Below are 18,028 nucleotides of genomic sequence, written 5' to 3'. Positions count from 1 at the left end.
CCATATGAGCAATTCGGTTCGTGTTCTTTCGACACTGGCGTTGAAGGGCGCGGTCGCGCGGCTTGCCGCCGCCTATCAGGCGGCGAGCGGCGTTGCGATCGACGCCGATTTTGCGCCGACGCTGGCGCTGCTCAAACGCCTGCGCGGCGGCGAGGGCGCCGACCTCGTGATCCTGACCCGCGAAGGCCTCGATGAGATGATCGGCGAGGGCCGCGTTGCGCGGGAGAGCGCAGTGGATCTTGCGCGTTCCCATGTCGGCGTCGCGGTGAAGGCGGGGGCGGCGCATCCCGACATCGCAACTGAAGCCGCGCTGCGTGCGGCGCTGCTCGGTGCGCGGGCGGTGGCCTATTCGCGGCTCGGCGCCAGCGGCATCCTGTTCGCGCAGCTGATCGCGCGTCTCGGCATTGTGGCGGCGATCAACGCGCGGGCGGTGATCATTCCGAGCGGCTTCACCGCGGAAAAGCTCGTCAGCGGCGACGCCGATCTCGCAATCCAGCAGATCAGTGAGTTGAAGCAGATCGAGGGCATCGAGGTCGTCGGGCCGATTCCGCTGGATTTGCAGACCCCGGCGGTGTTTTCCGCCGGCCGCATGGCAGCCTCGCAGCGCGCAGCGGCCGCCGATCATCTGCTGCGCTATCTGTCGTCGGCTGATGTCGCGCCAGTGCTGCGCGAGACCGGGCTCGAGCCTTGAATTTGCCCGCACCGCGACGCAACCTGCTGGTCATGTTCAAACCACTTCACGCGATTGTCTTTGCTGCGGCGCTTGCCGCGCCCGTGTCTGCCCACGCGCAATCGGCCGACCTCGTGCTGTGCGACCGGCTTGCCGCCGATCCCACCGATCCCGACAAGCCGGCCGACGTGAAGGGCGTGCCCGACATCGCGTCGGCCGACATCGCGACCGCGATCAAGTACTGCGCGGTGGCCGCAAGATCGTCGCGCCGCGCGATGTACCAGCTCGGCCGGGCCTATGCCGCCAACCGGCAGACGGCGGAAGCCGCAAGCGCTTGGCGCAAGGCCGCCGACAAGGGCTCGACCTCGGCGATGGTCGAGCTCGGCGTGCTCTACGGCAACGGCACCGGCGTTGCCAAAGACGAGGCGCAGGCCCGCAAATTGTTCGAGCGCGCGGCGCAGGCCGGCAACGCGCGCGGCGTCAGCAATCTCGCCGCGCTCGGCGGCGGCGGCGCGGCAGCTGATCCGGCACGCGCGCGCGAATTGCTCGCCAAATCCGCCGAGACCAATGCCGAAGCGCAGTACCAGCTCGGCATGATGCTGGCCGAAGGCCAGGGCGGCGCGCAGGACGATGTCGGCGCGCGGGCGCTGTTCGAGAAGGCCGCTGCGCAGAACCATCCGGGCGCGCTGGAGCGGATGGGCGCCTTCGCGCAGGCCGGTCGCGGCGGGCCGAAGGACAGCGATGCCGCGAAAGCTTATTACGAGCGGGCGGCGGCGCTCGGCGACGAGGATGCCAAGAAGGCGCTGGAGCGGGCCCGCTGTCCCTATGTCATCAAGGACAAGCGCGGCAATGCCGTGACCAATCTCTGCTTCTAACCGAACTGGAACGCTCTCCGCGGCATGTCGTTGACATGCGAAAGGCATTGGCGAGGCGTTGCGATGATCCGCAAACTAAGTTCCGGCGAGTACCGGCTCTATTCCCGCAAGGTCAATCCGAAGACCGGCAAGCGCCGCAATCTCGGCACCTTCAAGTCGCGCGCGGCGGCGGAGAAGCACGAGCGCGACGTGCAGTATTTCAAGCGCCACTAGTTCGGAGTTGCGCGACTTAAGGCACTGGGCAGGCCGCGCCGGTCTTCACCCAGGCCTCGACCAGCGCGCCGGCCTGCGCCTGCGTGCCCGGTGCCGGTGCGCGGCCGAAGCCGGGATGCCAGGCCCAGCCCACCAGCGTGTCCTTGCCGATATGCTCGACCAGCTCCTCGACCTTGCGGCCGCCATTGCGCGCGGGGTCGCGGATTTGCGCGCAAATCTCGCCGACGGTCTTGCCGGCCCATGCCATCTCGCGCGGCGCAAGGTGCCATTCCGGGTGTCCCGGCACCCGACCGGGGTCGAAATTGGCGTGCTGGTGACAGATCGAGCAGCGCATGGCGTCCTTGCCGTGGCCGTCCGCACCGCGCGTCACCGGCGGCTGATGCATGCGGCTGATGTCGCCCTGCCGCGGGCTGTCGCCGGCGGGATGGCAATTGGTGCAGCGCGGATGCGTCAACACCTTGCCGAGCTCGGTGAAGATCGCCGCCGAGCGCTGCTCGACATTCTCGATGCCGGCAAAGCTTTCCGGCGAGGCGAGGGCGTGGCTCGCGCTTTCCGACGCCGCGTAGCCTGCGCACAGGCTGGTCGCGAGCGCCGTCAGCACCGCAACGATCCGAAACCACGTTTCCGATGGCATTCTTGCGCGCTCACTTGCTGGCGGTCAGATAGCGTTTGGAATCGGCGAGGATCACGTCGCGCACCGCCTGGTGATACTTGATGTAGCCGGTGCAACGGCACAGATGGCCGTCGAGCGCATCCGCAATGACGCTCTCGAGCTGGTCCCGCGCCACCGGCGCCTTCGCCAGCCGTTCGAGCAGCACCTGGCCTTCGTTGAGGAAACCGGCCGTGCAATAGCCGCACTGGAACGCGAAGTGGTCGATGAAGGCGCGCTGCAACGCCGAGAGTTCGCCGTCCCTGGCGTGGCCCTCGACGGTGCGGATCGCCTTGCCGTCGAAATTGGCCGCCGGCACCACGCAGGTCGGGGTGGTGTAGCTCGTGCCGTCGGGATTATCGATGATAACGGCACAGCTCAAGCATTGCGCGGCGCCGCAGCCGAACTTGGTGCCGGTCATCCCGAGCATTTCCCGAAGGAAATCGTTCATCGAGAGGTCGTCGCGGACCTCGATCGGGCCGTGCTTCTGGCCGTTGATGGTAAGGTTGAGCGTCGTCACGCCAGCGCTCCCTTGAGCAGGCTTGTTGTCACCGGCAGTGAGCGGAAGCGGTGGCCGGTGGCATCGTTGATGGCGTTGAGCAGCGCCGGCACGATCGGGATCATCACCACCTCGGCCATGCCCTTCGGCGGCTCGTCCGGCGTCAGCGGCGGCAGCATCTCGATCTCGAGATCGTGCAGCGGCAGGTCGGAGCCGCGCGCGATCAGGTACTGGCCGAGATTCCACTGCCCGTTGCCGGGCCCGCCTTCGAACGGCGGCAGGGTTTCCAGCAACGCGTAGCCGACGCCCATCGCGAACCCGCCATGCGACTGGCCGAGCACCACTTCGGGGACCAGCGCCTGGCCGCATTCGAACACGCTGTAGGCCCTGGCGATGCGCAAGATGCCAGTCGCGCGCTCGATCTCGATGCGGACCAGCGTGCCGCACATCGAGGTGTAGGCGGTGCCGATCCGGTTGTTGTCGGTCGGCGGGAATTTCACGCTTGTTCGGTCGATCCGCTCGAACTGGCTTCGGCCGCGACGAACAGCGAGCGCGTCGATCTCGGCGCGGTACTGCTCGCCGAACAGCGGGAAGCGGGCGCGCGACCAGGCCCAGCGCGAGAAGCTGTGCGCGATGGCGCCGGTGACGAAGCCGCGCGCATGCGCGGTCGCGGCAAGCTTTGGCAAGGGTAGCGGCGCGAGATCGTCGAGCACCAGCTGGCCATCCTTCCAGTGCGCCTTGTCCCATTGGCGGGTGCGGGGATCGGCCTTGGCGATGTGCCAGAGCTCGAGCGCCGCCGGCCACAGGCCGAAGCGGAAGATGACGCGGGCCGCCTCGGCCGACGAGTGCGTGCCGACATGGGCGCCGATCGACGCGCTGGTTGCCGAGCTGATCGCCGGCACCCAGCGCGGGTTCTTCTCGGCGAGATCCTGGGTCTTCTGATCCATCGTGTAGGGATCGCCCGAGGTGACGAGCCCGAGCGCGTCGTAGCTGTCGACGCGGGAGACCGCGACCTCGTCGGCGACGGCGCCGAGATGGCTCGCGACCCGGTTGGCGAGCGCGGTGCCGACGCCGTTGCCCATCTCGACGTGGTCGCAGTGGATCGCGATCCGTCCTTCGGCATCGATCTCGACCCGGCCGAGCGAGCAATCCGCGCCCGAGCCGTAATCCTTGGTGACGCAGGCGACGCCGGTGCCGACCAGCCGCCCCTCCGGCGCCTTCTGCTTGAAGTCAGCACGCTGCCGCCAGATCGGATGCTTCTCGAGCTTGTCGAGGATGTCTGATGTGCGCACCGACACGATGTAGGGATTGCCGGTCATGGTCCGGCCGTTCTGCTTCAGCGCATTGTTGCGCCGGAATGCGATCGGATCGACCTTGAGCTCGCTCGCCGCCTCGTCGATCAGGACTTCGAGCGCGGTCATGGTCTGCAGCGTGCCGTAGCCGCGCATCGAGCCTGCGGTGACGCCGCGCGAATGCAGCGCCACGGTGGTGACGTCGACTTTCGGGATGTCGTAGATACCGATCGCAGCCGTCGCGGCAACGACCGCGACATTGGCGGAGAAGTTGGCGAGCCCGCCGCCGTCGAGCACATGGTCGGCGGCGAATGCCGTGATCTTGCCGCTCGCGTGATCGATGCCGATCCGCGAGCGCATCTTGATCGGGTGGCGTTTGATGCCGCCCTGGAATTGCTGGTAGCGGTCCTGCGCCAGCCGCACCGGACGGCCCGGAAAGAACATCGCCGCCAGCGCCACGTAAAGCACGAACGGGGTATGGTCGCGGCCGCCGAAGCCGCCGCCGACATGGGCGAACTGCGCGTTGATGTGCGAGGGCCGGAACGGCGGGCGAGCCTTGCCGAGCATGAAGGCGATCGACTCGGTCGCCTCATAGGGCGACTGCACGCCGAGCACCAGTTCGAGATTGCCGCTGTTGTCGCGGTACCAGGCGAGCCCGCTCTCCGGCTCGAGGAACATCGGATCGACCGACTGGGTCTCGAACTCGCGGTCGAGCACGAGCTGTGTCGGATCGTCCTTGGCGAGTTGGGCGCGGATCGCTTCGCCATGGGTTGCGGCCTTGGCGTAGTCGGCCTTGGTCTCCTTGGCGAGCGGCAGCCAGACCGGCAGCGCCGCGTTCTGGATGCGGCTCGGCGAAACCCAACCGGCCTGGATCGGCGAATAGACGTCGGGCGCGTCAGGCGAGGCGCCCGCCACGCGCGTGAAGCGATACGCGCCGTAGTTCGGCAGGATGACCGGCCCGGTCTCGTCGCCGAATTTGACGAAGCCGCCGTCGCGCAGCGCGAGGCGCGCGCGGTCGAAGGCGTCGAACTGCTCGAAGATCAACAGCGCGATCGGTTGTCCGAGATAGAGCGGCGTCTTGCCGACCGGGCAGAACAGGTCGCCGGTGTAGAACTCCGGGACCCGCGTGCCGATCCGGTCGAGATCGGCAGCGGTTACGATAACCGACGGCTTTGCCGGACCATCGAGACGGGCGAGGTCCATGCCGGCATAGACATGCGTCGCGTCATCGGCGCGGACCAGGATGGCGTGCGCGGTGGTCGCGGGCCAGCCCGCCATGTCGGCGGCGCGGAAGTCGGACGCGTAGAGTTTTGCGCCGGTGACCTTGGCGACGCCGTCGACACGGCCGGCGCCCTTTTCCGCCGGGTTGAAATGGCCGCGGCCGGGCAGCGTCTCGCGGGTCGCGAAAGCCGGTTCCTTCGCCAGCGCCAGATGCGACAGGCTGACCGAGATGCCGCCTGCCGACAACCACTTCACGAAATCGCGTCGCGAAGGCCGCATGGTCTGATCTTTCATCGACACCTCGACGACGGCATATCGCGCCGGGGTTTAACAATTGGTGCAATACACGCGAAAGTATTGCGGCAAAGCGAGCGCAACCGCAACGCCGCAATAGGTCGTAGCTGCCTCACTTGTAGCTTTGGGCTCACTTCAGGTCGGCGATGGTGGCCGGTCCCGGACCTGGCGTGATCAGCGTCGGCCACTGCTTGGAACCGAACGGCACCAGCGGCGGCAGGAAGGCGGTCATGCCGCGCTTCTTGGTCTCGGCGATGATCGCCTCGCGCGCGTCGCCCCCCATCAGCTCATAGTCCATCAGGTGATAGCTGCCGAAGAACAGCGCGCCGACCGAGCGGTCCGCGATGATCCGGGTCAGCGACTCCAGCATGTCCGACGGCGTGGTGGTGAAGGAGATCGTCTCGATCAGCATCAGGCGGCTGTTGATGGCGTCAGGCCCGAAGAACTGCGCCAGCACGCTGAAGATCACGTTGTTCTGCCGCGCTACATAGATCGTGTTGCTCGCGCCGTAGGTCTTGTCCCAGTCGGCGCCGAGCTGGGATTTCCAGTCGGCCATGACCGTCATCCAGTGCGCGACCTGGGTCTGCGCGGCCCAGGCGACGTTCTTGGCGAGCAGCGGCGCCTGCTTCTTGCCGAACGCCTCGAGCGTCGCGAAGGGGATCGCGCCGGCGGTGAGGCATTCATCCATGAAGGCGATGTTGTTCTTGAGGATGGCACGGTTGTTGTCGCGCCAGTCCGCCTGCATCGGCGTGGCATCGAGCCCGTCGAGCGCCGACTGCATCCGGCTGCGATAGGCCTGCATCGACCCGCGCCATGCCTTGTCGTCGGGATTGTTGACATAGGGGCCGACCACTTCGGCCAGCGCCATCGTGCTGTGGCCGACCGATTTGAGCAGCTGATAGACGATCGGCACCTGCGGCGCCTCGGTAGGCGGCTTGCCTGGCCGGTACAGGATCAGGCGGCCGCCGGCGCCGGAGAACAGGCCGAGGATCACAGGGTGTTTGTCGAGGATGTTCTTCTGGAAAATCCGCGCCGCATCGCCATAGAGCTCGAACATGCCGGTGTTGAGCGCGAGCACGTCCTTGGTCGCGACGTCGGCCGGCGTTGATGAGGTCTTACCGGAGATCGGTCCCATATAGTCGGGCAGCGACTGCGCCAGGGCTGTGCCACCGCTGCCGAGCAGCAGCGCCAGCGCGGCGGCCAGGCCAAGGCGATTGATCATGTGATGCTCCTCGAAGCCTCGCCTGTGTCGAGGCCGGGTGCGGCCGCGCGACCATTGGCGGAATGCGCAAATGCTTGGACACAATGAACTGGGAGAGTAGAGAACCGGCAGACCGGATCCCGCGTGACGCAGCACGACGCGGGCGGTGCCTACAGCTAAGCGACGAATCGGCCGCTGTCCACACCCGGACATCGCGGGTTTGCCTGCGCCAAAAGACGCAATGGTGCGGCGTTCGGCCCGGTGCTATGTGGCGAACAGAATCAATTTTATTTTTTTTGGATTTTTTGCGTGCTCAACGGACTTTACAAGGTCGAGTACGGCATCAACGGCGCATTCGGCCGCAGCATCATGTGCATGCATGACGGCAGGATGCTGGGCGGCAATTCGGCCTTTGCCCATCTCGGCACCTATCAGGTGACGGAAGGCGAGATCGCCGCCGAGGTGATCACCGAGCGCCACAATGACGATCCGAACTTCAAGCCGCTGATGGGCGCCGACGTCACCGTCATCAAGGTGCGCGGCAGGAGCGAGGGGTCCACCATCCTGCTCGAGGGCAAGGCTGACGCCATGCCGGACGGCGTGTTCTGGGCGAATTTGGCGCCGCTCGACGACGAGGCCTTGCCGCCGCGCGGGGCGGTCGGTCCCGGCGGCATCGTCAACGGACTGTACTCGATCCATCTGCGCGCGCTCGACGGTGTCGATGCCGGGCTCACCGGGGTCATGCTGCTGATGGACGGCCGCATCCTCGGCGGCGATGCGTTCTTCTACTATCTCGGTTCGTATTCGTCGGCCGATGGCCGCTGGCGAGGCGAGATCGTCAACCAGGAGCATACGCCGGCGAAGGGCGAGTACCCGGTGTTCGGCGGTTATGAAGTCGGCATCGGTTTTGCCGGTTCGTGCCGTGCGGACGGTGCCGAGCTCGAAGGCATCGCGCTGGCCGGCAAGCGCAGCCTTCGCCTGTCCGCCGAATTGCGCCTGATGCGCCGCGCCTGACGAGAGCCCGTCAATCCTTGATCAGAAGCACGCCGCCGATGATCAGCGCGATGCCGGCCAGCCGTGAAACCGACACCGGGTGCTGCGCCAGCCCGAACAAGCCGAAATGGTCCATCGCGATGCCCGCGAGCATTTGACCCGCAACCACCAGTGCCAGCAGGGTCGCGGCGCCGAGTGGCGGCAGCAGCAGGATCATCAGCAGGATAAAGATGCCGCCGAGGACGCCGCCGCTCCAGGCCCACCACGGCACCGCCGTCACCAGCTTCCAGGACGGCACCGGCTCGCGCGTCGCGACCAGCACGACCGCCATCGTCACGAGCCCGCCGAGATAGCTGACGAGCCCGGCCCAGGCCGGCGAGTTGAGGGCTGACCTGAGATTGCCGTTCAGGACCTGCTGAACGGCGACGCAGATGCCGGCGCCGAGCGCGAGCAGATAGAGAAACCAGACTTGCATAAGATGCCCCAAAACCGATCGTCGAACCGCTTCATGTCATATTCGATTGGCAACGATCGTGGCATGCACGAAACGCGGCACGAACCTGCGGAATGGGCTTCCACCCACGTCCCAGATCGAATAAGAGGCCGCAAACCCTCAGTTCCCCAGTATTAGAGCATGATCCGCCTCGATAACGTCTCCAAGCAAGTCGGCCACCAGATCCTCTTCATCGAAGCCTCCGCGGCGCTCCAGAAGGGCGAGAAGATCGGCCTCGTCGGGCCGAACGGCGCCGGCAAGACCACGCTGTTCCGGATGATCTCGGGCCGGGAAATCCCGGACGAGGGCCAGGTCTCGCTCGATCGCGGCATCTCGATCGGCTATTTCAGCCAGGATGTCGGCGAGATGTCCGGCCGCAGCGCGGTCGCCGAGGTGATGGATGGGGCAGGGCCCGTCAGCGTGGTCGCGGCCGAACTCAGGGAACTCGAGGCCGCGATGGCCGACCCCGACAAGGCCGACGAGATGGACGATATCATCGCGCGCTATGGCGAGGTGCAGCATCAGTTCGAGGAGCTCGACGGCTATGCGCTCGACGGCCGCGCGCGCGAGGCGCTGGCTGGTCTCGGCTTCAGCCAGGAGATGATGGACGGCGACGTCGGCAAACTCTCCGGCGGCTGGAAGATGCGGGTGGCGCTGGCGCGCATCCTCTTGATGCGTCCGGACGTCATGCTGCTCGACGAGCCGAGCAACCATCTCGATCTCGAAAGCCTGATCTGGCTCGAGCAGTTCCTGAAAGGCTATGAGGGCGCGTTGCTGATGACCTCGCATGACCGCGAGTTCATCAACCGGATCATCAACAAGGTGGTCGAGATCGACGCCGGCCAGCTCACCACCTATTCCGGCAATTACGAGTTCTACGAACAGCAGCGCGCGCTCTCCGACAAGCAGCAGCAGGCGCAGTTCGAGCGGCAGCAGGCAATGCTCGCCAAGGAGATCAAATTCATCGAGCGCTTCAAGGCGCGCGCCTCGCACGCCGCCCAGGTGCAGAGCCGGGTCAAGAAGCTCGACAAGATCGAACGGGTCGAGCCGCCGCGGCGGCGGCAGACCGTGGCGTTCGAATTTCAGCCGGCACCGCGCTCGGGCGAGGATGTCGTCAGCCTGAAGAACGTCCACAAGGCCTATGGCAGCAAGCGCATTTATGACGGCCTCGACTTCATGATCCGTCGCAAGGAGCGCTGGTGCGTGATGGGCATCAACGGTGCCGGCAAGTCGACGCTCCTGAAGCTGGTCGCCGGTTCAACCGAGCCCGACGACGGCGCGGTCGCGGTCGGCGGCAGCGTCAAGATGGGCTATTTCGCCCAGCATGCGATGGACCTGCTCGATGGCGAGCGCACCGTGTTCCAGTCGCTGGAGGACGCGTTTCCGCAGGCCGGCCAGGGCAGCCTTCGCGCGCTCGCCGGCTGCTTCGGCTTCTCCGGCGACGACGTCGAGAAGAAGTGCCGGGTGCTCTCGGGCGGCGAGAAGGCGCGGCTGGTGATGGCCAAGATGCTGTTCGATCCGCCGAACTTCCTGGTGCTGGACGAGCCGACCAACCATCTCGATCTCGCCACCAAGGAGATGCTGATCAATGCGCTCTCCGAGTTCGAGGGCACGATGCTGTTCGTCTCGCACGACCGGCACTTCCTCGCCGCGCTCTCCAACCGCGTGCTGGAGCTGACCCCTGACGGCATCCATCAATATGGCGGCGGCTACACTGAATATGTCGCGCGTACCGGCCAGGAAGCGCCGGGACTGCGGAGCTAGCGTTCGCGATTACCCCGCCCACTTCGTAGCCCGGATGAAGCGAAGCGAAATCCGGGTCAGTCCTTCCGCTCGCCGAAGTCGTCGTTGTCCATAGCTCCGCTACCGCCCCAATCAGCCGGCAATATCCCACCCCGGACATATCGGTGAAGAGACGTGTGTTGCCAGTCGACAGGCGAGGAAACGAGGCGGTGTTTGGTCGGATTGTAATGGACGTAGTCGACGCAACGTTCGAGATCGCGTTCATTACGGATGGTGTGTTCCCAAAACCGTCGCTGCCAAAGCGGGTACTCGCCGCGGTGGTTTACCGAGAGCGGCACGCCGGCGGCAACAACGGCGCGCGTGAAGTAACTCTTGATCTGCCGCCAGCGATCCGGGAAGTCGCTGTCGCCGGGTGGTAGTGTCATGACCGTATGCAGGTGATCTGGCAGGATCACGATGGCATCCAGCGTGAACGGCTTCTTGGCGCGCGCTGCGCGAAAGGCATCGCGCAACAGCCCGCCTTGTTCGACCAGTAGCGACGAAGTCCGATCTTCCAATGTGACTGTGAAGAAGAACGTGCCGCCGGGTATGAAGTTACGCCGATATTGTACCATGCGGCTAGCTTACCCCGGATTTCGCTTCGCTCCATCCGGGCTACGAAGTCAAACGGCTCTATCCCGTAGCCCGGATGGAGCGAAGCGAAATCCGCGTCAGTCCTATGCTCAAGTCCGCCATCGCGCGCAAAACGCCTCGACGTCGCCGGACTGGAATTCCGGCAGGCGCTCCCAGAGGGTTTCAGCCGGCCAGTTCCACCAGGCGATCTGCGACAGCTCGGCGGCGATCTTTCGGTTGAACCGCTCCTTGATCGGCCGGGCCGGCACGCCGCCGACGATGGTGTAGGGCGCGACATCGCGCGAGACCACGGCGCCGGCCGCCAGCACCGCGCCGTCTCCGACGGTGACGCCGGGCAGCACGATCACGCCGTGGCCGATCCAGACGTCGTTACCGATCACGACGCGATCCGCGCGTCGGTTCCTGAAGAAGTCATGATCGCGCTCGGCTGAGGCGGTGTAATATTCCGGACAATAGGTGAAGCGATGCTGGGAGGGGCGCTCGAGCGGATGATTGGGCGCGCCGATCCGGACCTGCGCCGCAATCGCGCAGAAGCGGCCGATCACGGCGTCGGCGACGATGCAGCCGCTGCCGAGATAGGAGTAGTCGCCAAGCTCGGTGTATTCGATCGCGGTGTCGCCGAGAACCTCACAGCAACGTCCGACCCTGACCTCGCGCAGCTTGACCGTCGGCTCGATGACGGTTTCGGCGATCTTGGGGCGGGTCAGGCTCGGTGCGTTCATAGCGTTGTCCTCGATGCGACGAGCCGCTTCAGTCGCACAATTTCTATGACGGAGAGATGACGGGAGGAGGCCGGATCTAACGCCCGGCGAGGCGGGCGATGGTCTCGATCTCGTTGGTCCAGATCCCGCCGGAATAGCTTTCGGGCAGGCGCCTGAACAGGTCGGCATCGTCAACCCCGGTCGAGAATTCGCCGCCCTGATAAGGCCCGAGCACGAAGACCGCGCTGTTGGCTGCGGCCATGCGGTTGAGGAAGCGGTCCGGCCATCCCCATAGCCATGGCGCGTAGTTGATCGGCACCAGCACGATGGCGTTGCGGCAGGCATCAGGCACGATGCCGGTCCAGCCATAGCCGATATAGCGGATGAGGCAGCTCTTGAGCGCCGCGCGGGAAATGGTGCGGGTTTCCAGCGCAAGCCGCCGGATCGTCTCGATCGGCTCGTCGCCGCCATAAACCAAGATCAGCTTGCGCCGCTCGGCGGCGAGCCGGTTCAAGACCGTTGCGAGCTTCTCGCCCTCGGCGGGATCGCGGCTCTTGACGTTGATCAAGAGCCGGCGATCCGGAAAGGTCTTAAGCACCTCGTCCAGCGACGGCATCAGGCCGATGCCCTTGCCGCGGAACGGGAAGGTCTTGCCGCCATCGGCCGTGTAGCCATAGCCGATATCGAGCATCTTCAGCCGCGCCATCGGCTGTTCGCGGGTGACGCCCTGGCCATCGGTGCGGCAATCGACGGTCCAGTCGTGAAACACCGCGAACTCGCCGTCGGTCGTCGGATGGACGTCGAGCTCGACGATATCGGCGCCGCGCTCGAAGCTCGCTTGCATCGAGCGGACCGTGTTCTCGAGATAGTCATGGCTCGGCGGCAGCATGCGCGCCGCGGTGCAGGTGTCGTTCCTGAGGTCGCGCTCGTCGAAACGCTGCGCCATGCCGCGATGGGCGAGCAGCACCGGCTTGCCGCCGGCATGCGTTGCGAGAAGGCTGGTGTTGTTGAGGTAGATTGCGGCGGCGACGGCGACGATCGTCGCTGCCGCGTATTTCAGTTTCCTGCCCAAGCGACTCGGTTCCTTGCTGGATCGCCGGCCCGGGTAGGGGTGCTTTCTGGTCGATTTGCGGCGGCCTAATCCTTCAAGCCGTCCACTGCGGCAATCGCCCGCACCATCGCGTCCTGGAGCGCCGCGCTGTTGGCGAGATTCGACTGGCGGCGACGGCCGGGATCGTCGAAATCGTGGGTGGCACCCGGATAAACCACGACGTCGATCTTGCTGCCGGCGGCAATGGAGCGGCTGGCGACGTCCCGGCAGCGGTCGGGCGATACTTCCTCGTCGTCCGTGCCGAGCAACATCGTGATCGGTGCTGCCGACCTGAGCGTCTGCGCCAGCAGCGCGGCCGGCCCGCAGCCCGGATAGAACACGAGCGCGGCACGATAGCCCGACGTCGCCGCGCCTTGCCGCTGCATCACGTTCAGCGCGGTGCTGCCGCCGTTCGACCATCCCTGCAGGAAGATGCGGTTGCCGCTGATCTCCTGCTGGCTGCGCAGCCAGCTCAGCGCGCCCTCGGCGTCGAGCGGCCGCACGGTCCTTTCATTGACGTCGCTGCGATCAGGATCGTCATGCGTGAAGCGGCCGAAGCCGTGCGCCTTGCCGCGCGGACCAAAACTGTCCGGCAGCAGCGCGAAATAGCCGTGGTCGGCCCAATACTGTCCCCACATCGCGTGGCGCTTGGACAGGCTGCCGGCATTGCAGGCCGCCGACGGATTGGTCCGCGACACCAGCGTGCAGTCCTTGTTGACGTTGGTCGAATAGGGGCCGCCGCGGCCGTGCAGCAGCACGATCGCGGGGTGCGGACCCGGCTTTTGCGGCCTGAACAGGTAGCCGACGATCTCGGTCTTGCCGTCGGCGCTCGGAAAGAAAACGGTGTCGGGCGCGGCTGCCGCCGCTGTCGGCAATGTCGTAAGCATCAGGAGGACGATCGGAATCGCGCGATGGGTCATTCCCGCAGCATGAACAGGATTTCGGATGAATTGCGGCATGGTTGTTTCCTTCCAGCAATGCAAAGCCGCATGGCGTGCTGCACGGCGCTCGGCTTGTGAGGCGAGGTGCCGCCCGCTACGCTTTACAAAAAACCGGGAGCGAAACAACCATGAAGCAGATCAGGATCGGCGACATCACGATCGACGCGGTGATCGAGCGCGAAGGACCGTGGCGCTCGGCATCTCCTATGAGCAGATCGATTATGTGTTCTGCACCCATCTGCACATCGACCACACCGGCTGGAATACGACGCTGCGCGACGGGCGCTGGGTGCCGACCTTCCCGAACGCGAAATACGTCTTCCACAAGGGCGAGTATGCGGCCTGGGAGGCCGAGAACGCCAAGGGCGCCAATCCGCCCGGTACGGTGTTCCGCGACAATTGCCTGCCGATCGTCGAGGCCGGGCAGGCGCTCCTGGTCGACGACGACTACGCGCTCGACGACACCGTGACGCTGACGCCGACCCCGGGCCATTCGCCCTGCCATTGCTGCATCAACATCTTCTCGAAGGGGCAGCGCGCGGTGGTCGCCGGAGACCTGATGCACCATGCAATCCAGTGCCGCGAACCGGAATGGTCGGCCAAGCCCGATTGGGACCCGAAGCAGTCGGCGATATCGCGGCGGAAATTCTTTGCCTCCGTTGCCGAGACCGACACGCTGATCCTGCCGATCCATTTTCCGGCCCCGACGGTCGGCCTGATCAAGGCGGATGGCGATCGCTTCGACTATCGCTTCAAGCGGGAGTAGGCGCGCGACAGTCGGTAGCTCAAGGTCACCGCGCTGCGCGGGTCCGGCGCGGGACCTGGGTCAGAAACCGTTCCAGATCGGCGCACAGGCGATGCGCCATTTCCTCGTCGATCGCAAACGTCGCGACGGTGCCGGCGCAGTCGATCTCGATGGTCCCGCGCAACGGTGCGGCGGAGGTGGTCGATACCCTGATGTTGGTCGCTCTCTGTACGGTCATGTCGTCAACTTCCCTTCGGGCCGGTTGCGGCAATCCTCACCTTGGAATGACGGGGCGTCCCTTTCGCCGTCTCTCTTCGATGAACCTCACGCCGATCTCGGCACCGTCGACGCGAACCAGCTCGCAGCGGCGGAAGGCCAGTCCACGCGAGGACAGCACCAGGAAGAACTCCTGGGCCTTCAGCACATCGAGCGATCCGTCGACCTCGAGCCGGGCCCCGCTCTGCGAGACGTCGAGCAGGATGCAACTCCGCCGCCACGTGCCGTCGACACCCATGAGATTGACGGGATAGCGCGTCTCGAGCTTGACGCGCTCCGCCCTGCGGTCACCATACGTCATTGCATCACTCACACTGCCTGGGAGCGCTTCGCGGTCAGCTCGCTAAGCGAACCAAACCGGATCGTGCGCTGCGCGTTGGATAGCGCCAGTCCTTCAAACATGTCCCGTGCGCGCTGCAGCTCCTCGGGTGCAACCGTCAGCCCGGCCTTCCGGTAGCTGACGATGGCAGCCGTCGTGTTCCAGTTCAGTCGCGATGCGCGGCAGGCGATCACGAGCCCGCTGATGTCGGCGGCTTCCATCAGCGGTGCGATCGTCTCGATCGGAACGGTTGCGAGCTGCGCCAGCGCCGCAACGACGTTGCGGACCTCTCGCCTGATCGCGAAACGGTTGACGCTGGAATCGTTCAACCGCCCGGTTCTGTTCAAGGCCAGCACGGTGGCCCGCGCCTCCGCATAGTCGATTGTGGCTGGTGGGGTTGCGGAGGCGCGGGCTGCGCTGGCATCGATCGCAGCGCGGATCGCGTCCTGAATGTCGAGGCGTGCGCGTTTGAGCAGCCGGGCCTGTTGGCGCGGCGTTGATCGCATCACGAGGTCGACAAGAACGCGATGGGGCAGGTCGCTGCGCGATATCAGCGCGTCGGCGATGTCGTCGTCGCGCTCGGCGGCATCGACCATCATGGCGAGGCCTGCGCTGGTCAGATCAGCGCCGGGATTGCGCGCGAGGACTCGAAGCACGCTGCTGTCGCCTCGCATCAGGAGAATGTCCGTGAGCTCCGCATTGACGGCCTTGCGTCCTGCGATCGCGCAGAGGTGTCCCTCGGCCCGCATCCAGGCGATGTCGATCAGGTCGGCATCGGGGAGGCATTCGCATTTGCGCAGGATCGGAGCGGCGACATCGGCGTCGTCATGGTTGGCCAGACGGCGCGCGAGTTCCCGCGGCACCAGGCGCAAATCGGCAAACGAGCGGCTGAGCGTGGTCAGGGTCCGTAGTTCGACGCTCTCGGTCAGGCGGACCAGGATGCCGTCGAACATCTCGACGTGGTGCGCGCTGAGGCGGTGAGCGTCTTCGAGAAACAACCCGGCCACCTCCTGCAGCATGCGCGTGCGGAGGTCGGGCGAGCCAGCTTTCAAGACATGGTCGAGTTTGGCAATAAGATCGGGCGAGGCAATAACTGTCATTGCGGTCTCTAAAATGGTCCGCGACGAGGAACATCATCGTTCCCGATGCCAATTTGCTCCTCGAATCTTTAATAGGGGTATAGAAATTGATGGGGAGGGCCGATTGCGGCGGTGGATATCCCGCTAAAGACTATCGAAATTCGGCAGCCGCGTTACATTGGCGGATTGTCCGGTTCGACGAACGGACCGCATTTTTCCTGATTGAACCTATTGGACGATTCGCATTTTGTGCATGGAATTTATTGATGCGGCCGGCGCGCAAGGCGCCGCGTCGCGCGCAATTTTTCAAGAGCATTTCACGGGAGCGGTCATTTGACGGCGCCATTACCGGTGCCGAGAGTCTTTCGTTTTGACGATGTTGATGCATTCCGGAGTTCGATCCGAAATCTGGATGTTGATTTCACGCCACTTGCGCGGAAGATTTCGGCCGAGCAGGTCATCCTGAGTTTGCCGGGATGCGAGCTCAACTACACGCAGTCCTTTCCGCGGATCGTCGACGCACAGCTTGCGCCGCACACCACTGCGGTCGGCTTCACGATGGATGACGGGGTCCCGATCCGCTTCAACGGCGTCGAGCGCGATCGCGCGGTCATTGTGCTCGGTGGCGGCGGCGCGTTCTACACCTCGGTGGAGGAGACGCCCCGCCAATATGCCTCGGTGATGTTCACGCCGGAGATTGTCGACCGCGGCTGGCCGCGGGCGGGTCTTCATTTCAGCATCCACGAAATTTCTCAACGCGCGCAGGATCGGCTGCGTGAAGTGGTAAGGCACATCCTGCTCGTGACCTCGCAGCCGACCGAGGATGCCCAGTTCGCTAGCGGCGAGTCGATCAAGGAGACGCTGCTTGCCGCGATCGACAACGCCTTCGCCGAGATCGTGCCGGCCAAGTGGACGACGCGGGCCAACACGACGCGCCAGTTCAAGGTCTTCAACGACGCGCGCGCAATTCTGGCAGGCGACGTGGCGCACCCGATCTACAGCGGCGAACTTGCCAGGCAGATCGGCGTGTCGGTGCGCACGCTGCATGACGCCATCCAGCGCTACCGGGGCGTCAGCCTGCATCGCTATTTGCGGTTGCGCCGGCTCTGGCTGGTGCGCCAGCAACTGCTGGCCGGTGCGCCGAGCGTCAAGACGTGCGCGCTGGCCTACGGATTTTGGCACTTGAGCGATTTTTCGCGCAGCTATCGGTCGCAGTTCGGGGAAGCGCCGTCGGAGACGCTGGCCGCCTCGCGCCGTCCGGGCGCCACCCGCGCCGATCCGTCCCGCGGACACGGTTCGTAACCATCGATCTGAACGGAATCTTAACGGCCGCCGACGAGCCTGTGGGTACGATTTCACCAGAGGCGACGGCAATGCATCCCCGGAGATTTGCGCGTGTTCGTCCGAGCGGATGCGTATCCAGCGTGGTCAAGCTCCAGCTTGAACCGAAGGCGCCGCTGATCGAATGCCGGCTGGTGGACTATTCCGCCGGCGGAGCGTGCCTGGAATTTGCCAAGCCGACCCAGTTGCCGGAACGTTTCGAAATGTTTCACGGCAACACCCGGAAGCGTTGCCGGCGGGTCTGGAGCAGGGGCGTGCGGGTCGGCGTCTCGTTCTGAGGGCGCCTCAGAATACGCGTCCCGTCCAGCGGCCCTCTACCGCCAAAAGCCGATCGGGCCGCGGCCCGGCGCGACCCGATGGTCTGTTCCCGATTGTTGGGGCGTGTAGACGCCCGTCGAGGGGCTCAGGCGCCGCTCTGGCACTTCTTCATGAACGAGGTCTTGGCCGCGCCGGCGAGCTTCTTGCCGTCGGAGCCGACCGCCTTGGTCTCGCAGGCGTCCGTCGTACACTTCTTCATGAACGAGGTCTTGGCCGCGCCGGCCAGCGGCTTGCCGTCCTTGCCGACGGCTTTCGTCTCGCAGGAGGCGTCCTGTGCAAATGCCGAACCGGCGGCAAAGGTCGCGATCACGGCCGCCAAGAAAATCCGCTTCATCTGGGTTCTCCCTAAACCAAACCAGCGGCCGGATTGGATACGGGATTCCTGGCCCGATCAAGTTCCCATGGCCGATTTTGTCGATAAAATACCCCGATCAGATCAAGG

Annotated in this window: 20 protein-coding genes and 1 pseudogene; 8 read left to right on the top strand and 13 right to left on the bottom strand. The window is 65.2% G+C overall.

The window, feature by feature from the left end; all coding sequences use genetic code 11:
- Positions 1 to 4: 4 nt before the first annotated feature.
- The 3 genes from ACVIYL_RS34265 (at position 5) to ACVIYL_RS34255 (ending at position 1,758) form a co-directional block, all read left to right on the top strand.
- Positions 5 to 691, top strand: coding sequence for a substrate-binding domain-containing protein (locus ACVIYL_RS34265; RefSeq protein WP_225163023.1), 687 nt, complete (start codon positions 5 to 7; stop codon positions 689 to 691).
- A 32-nt stretch (positions 692 to 723) separates the two neighbouring features.
- Complete coding sequence (locus tag ACVIYL_RS34260) at positions 724 to 1,545, top strand: tetratricopeptide repeat protein (protein ID WP_253608880.1); 822 nt, start codon at positions 724 to 726, stop codon at positions 1,543 to 1,545.
- A gap of 63 nt (positions 1,546 to 1,608) precedes the next feature.
- Positions 1,609 to 1,758 (top strand): hypothetical protein, encoded by a 150-nt coding sequence (locus ACVIYL_RS34255; RefSeq protein ID WP_092086355.1) that lies wholly within the window; start codon positions 1,609 to 1,611, stop codon positions 1,756 to 1,758.
- A gap of 16 nt (positions 1,759 to 1,774) precedes the next feature.
- Here the strand turns inward: ACVIYL_RS34255 and ACVIYL_RS34250 are convergent, their stop codons facing one another.
- The 4 genes from ACVIYL_RS34250 to ACVIYL_RS34235 form a co-directional block, all read right to left on the bottom strand.
- Entirely contained in the window at positions 1,775 to 2,392 is a 618-nt protein-coding gene (locus ACVIYL_RS34250) for an Isoquinoline 1-oxidoreductase subunit (RefSeq protein ID WP_253608879.1), read from the bottom strand.
- Between the two features lie 10 nt (positions 2,393 to 2,402).
- Complete coding sequence (locus ACVIYL_RS34245; protein WP_253608878.1) at positions 2,403 to 2,927, bottom strand: (2Fe-2S)-binding protein; 525 nt, start codon at positions 2,925 to 2,927, stop codon at positions 2,403 to 2,405.
- A complete protein-coding gene (locus tag ACVIYL_RS34240; RefSeq protein ID WP_456781917.1) occupies positions 2,924 to 5,698 on the bottom strand; it encodes a xanthine dehydrogenase family protein molybdopterin-binding subunit in 2,775 nt (924 codons plus the stop codon). The genes ACVIYL_RS34245 and ACVIYL_RS34240 overlap by 4 nt, the downstream gene beginning before the upstream one ends.
- A gap of 145 nt (positions 5,699 to 5,843) precedes the next feature.
- Positions 5,844 to 6,935, bottom strand: coding sequence for a hypothetical protein (locus ACVIYL_RS34235; RefSeq protein ID WP_253608877.1), 1,092 nt, complete (start codon positions 6,933 to 6,935; stop codon positions 5,844 to 5,846).
- 288 nt (positions 6,936 to 7,223) lie between these two features.
- On the opposite strand from ACVIYL_RS34235, the gene ACVIYL_RS34230 reads away from it, so the two are divergent.
- Entirely contained in the window at positions 7,224 to 7,928 is a 705-nt protein-coding gene (locus ACVIYL_RS34230) for a GrlR family regulatory protein (protein ID WP_057019933.1), read from the top strand.
- 10 nt (positions 7,929 to 7,938) lie between these two features.
- Here ACVIYL_RS34230 and ACVIYL_RS34225 read toward each other — a convergent pair whose 3' ends face one another.
- Positions 7,939 to 8,382, bottom strand: a complete 444-nt coding sequence (locus tag ACVIYL_RS34225; protein WP_016843015.1) for a DMT family transporter — start codon at positions 8,380 to 8,382, stop codon at positions 7,939 to 7,941.
- Positions 8,383 to 8,541: 159 nt separating this feature from the next.
- Between ACVIYL_RS34225 and ACVIYL_RS34220 the strand changes: the two genes are divergently transcribed.
- Complete coding sequence (locus ACVIYL_RS34220; RefSeq protein WP_253608876.1) at positions 8,542 to 10,164, top strand: ABC-F family ATP-binding cassette domain-containing protein; 1,623 nt, start codon at positions 8,542 to 8,544, stop codon at positions 10,162 to 10,164.
- 56 nt (positions 10,165 to 10,220) lie between these two features.
- On the opposite strand, the gene ACVIYL_RS34215 is transcribed toward ACVIYL_RS34220, so the two are convergent.
- The 4 genes from ACVIYL_RS34215 to ACVIYL_RS34200 all read right to left on the bottom strand — a co-directional run bounded on the left by ACVIYL_RS34215 (position 10,221) and on the right by ACVIYL_RS34200 (position 13,526).
- A complete protein-coding gene (locus ACVIYL_RS34215) occupies positions 10,221 to 10,757 on the bottom strand; it encodes an REP-associated tyrosine transposase (protein WP_253608875.1) in 537 nt (178 codons plus the stop codon).
- Between the two features lie 108 nt (positions 10,758 to 10,865).
- Positions 10,866 to 11,498 carry a DapH/DapD/GlmU-related protein gene (locus ACVIYL_RS34210; RefSeq protein ID WP_253608874.1) on the bottom strand — a complete coding sequence of 211 codons (633 nt, stop codon included), beginning with the start codon at positions 11,496 to 11,498 and terminating at the stop codon, positions 10,866 to 10,868.
- Between the two features lie 76 nt (positions 11,499 to 11,574).
- Positions 11,575 to 12,549, bottom strand: coding sequence for a glycerophosphodiester phosphodiesterase family protein (locus tag ACVIYL_RS34205; protein WP_253608873.1), 975 nt, complete (start codon positions 12,547 to 12,549; stop codon positions 11,575 to 11,577).
- Between the two features lie 65 nt (positions 12,550 to 12,614).
- Positions 12,615 to 13,526: a dienelactone hydrolase family protein gene (locus ACVIYL_RS34200; protein ID WP_253608872.1), complete on the bottom strand. Its 912-nt coding sequence runs from the start codon at positions 13,524 to 13,526 to the stop codon at positions 12,615 to 12,617.
- 172 nt (positions 13,527 to 13,698) lie between these two features.
- On the opposite strand from ACVIYL_RS34200, the pseudogene ACVIYL_RS34195 reads away from it, so the two are divergent.
- Positions 13,699 to 14,274 (top strand): annotated as a pseudogene (locus ACVIYL_RS34195) (MBL fold metallo-hydrolase); the annotation flags it as partial.
- A gap of 25 nt (positions 14,275 to 14,299) precedes the next feature.
- Here ACVIYL_RS34195 and ACVIYL_RS34190 read toward each other — a convergent pair.
- Genes ACVIYL_RS34190 through ACVIYL_RS34180 form a run of 3 tightly spaced genes read right to left on the bottom strand, consistent with a single transcriptional unit; the run spans position 14,300 to position 15,948 of the window.
- Positions 14,300 to 14,491 (bottom strand): hypothetical protein, encoded by a 192-nt coding sequence (locus tag ACVIYL_RS34190; RefSeq protein ID WP_253608870.1) that lies wholly within the window; start codon positions 14,489 to 14,491, stop codon positions 14,300 to 14,302.
- A 36-nt stretch (positions 14,492 to 14,527) separates the two neighbouring features.
- A complete protein-coding gene (locus ACVIYL_RS34185) occupies positions 14,528 to 14,830 on the bottom strand; it encodes a PilZ domain-containing protein (protein WP_253608869.1) in 303 nt (100 codons plus the stop codon).
- An 8-nt stretch (positions 14,831 to 14,838) separates the two neighbouring features.
- Positions 14,839 to 15,948: a DUF2336 domain-containing protein gene (locus ACVIYL_RS34180; RefSeq protein WP_253608868.1), complete on the bottom strand. Its 1,110-nt coding sequence runs from the start codon at positions 15,946 to 15,948 to the stop codon at positions 14,839 to 14,841.
- Between the two features lie 447 nt (positions 15,949 to 16,395).
- Here ACVIYL_RS34180 and ACVIYL_RS34175 point away from each other — a divergent pair, with 447 nt between their 5' ends.
- Positions 16,396 to 17,229, top strand: coding sequence for a helix-turn-helix domain-containing protein (locus ACVIYL_RS34175; protein ID WP_456780640.1), 834 nt, complete (start codon positions 16,396 to 16,398; stop codon positions 17,227 to 17,229).
- Between the two features lie 71 nt (positions 17,230 to 17,300).
- A complete protein-coding gene (locus ACVIYL_RS34170; protein ID WP_076832093.1) occupies positions 17,301 to 17,546 on the top strand; it encodes a hypothetical protein in 246 nt (81 codons plus the stop codon).
- Positions 17,547 to 17,671: 125 nt separating this feature from the next.
- Here the strand turns inward: ACVIYL_RS34170 and ACVIYL_RS34165 are convergent, their stop codons facing one another.
- The gene (locus ACVIYL_RS34165; protein WP_021079659.1) at positions 17,672 to 17,920 is read right to left on the bottom strand and encodes a hypothetical protein; all 249 of its coding nucleotides are present in this window, start codon (positions 17,918 to 17,920) and stop codon (positions 17,672 to 17,674) included.
- Positions 17,921 to 18,028 lie beyond the last annotated feature (108 nt).

It is taken from the genome of Bradyrhizobium sp. USDA 3315 (genome assembly GCF_054056795.1).
Note: the sequence above shows the minus strand (reverse complement) of the source record. Positions and strands in the feature narration are given on the sequence as shown.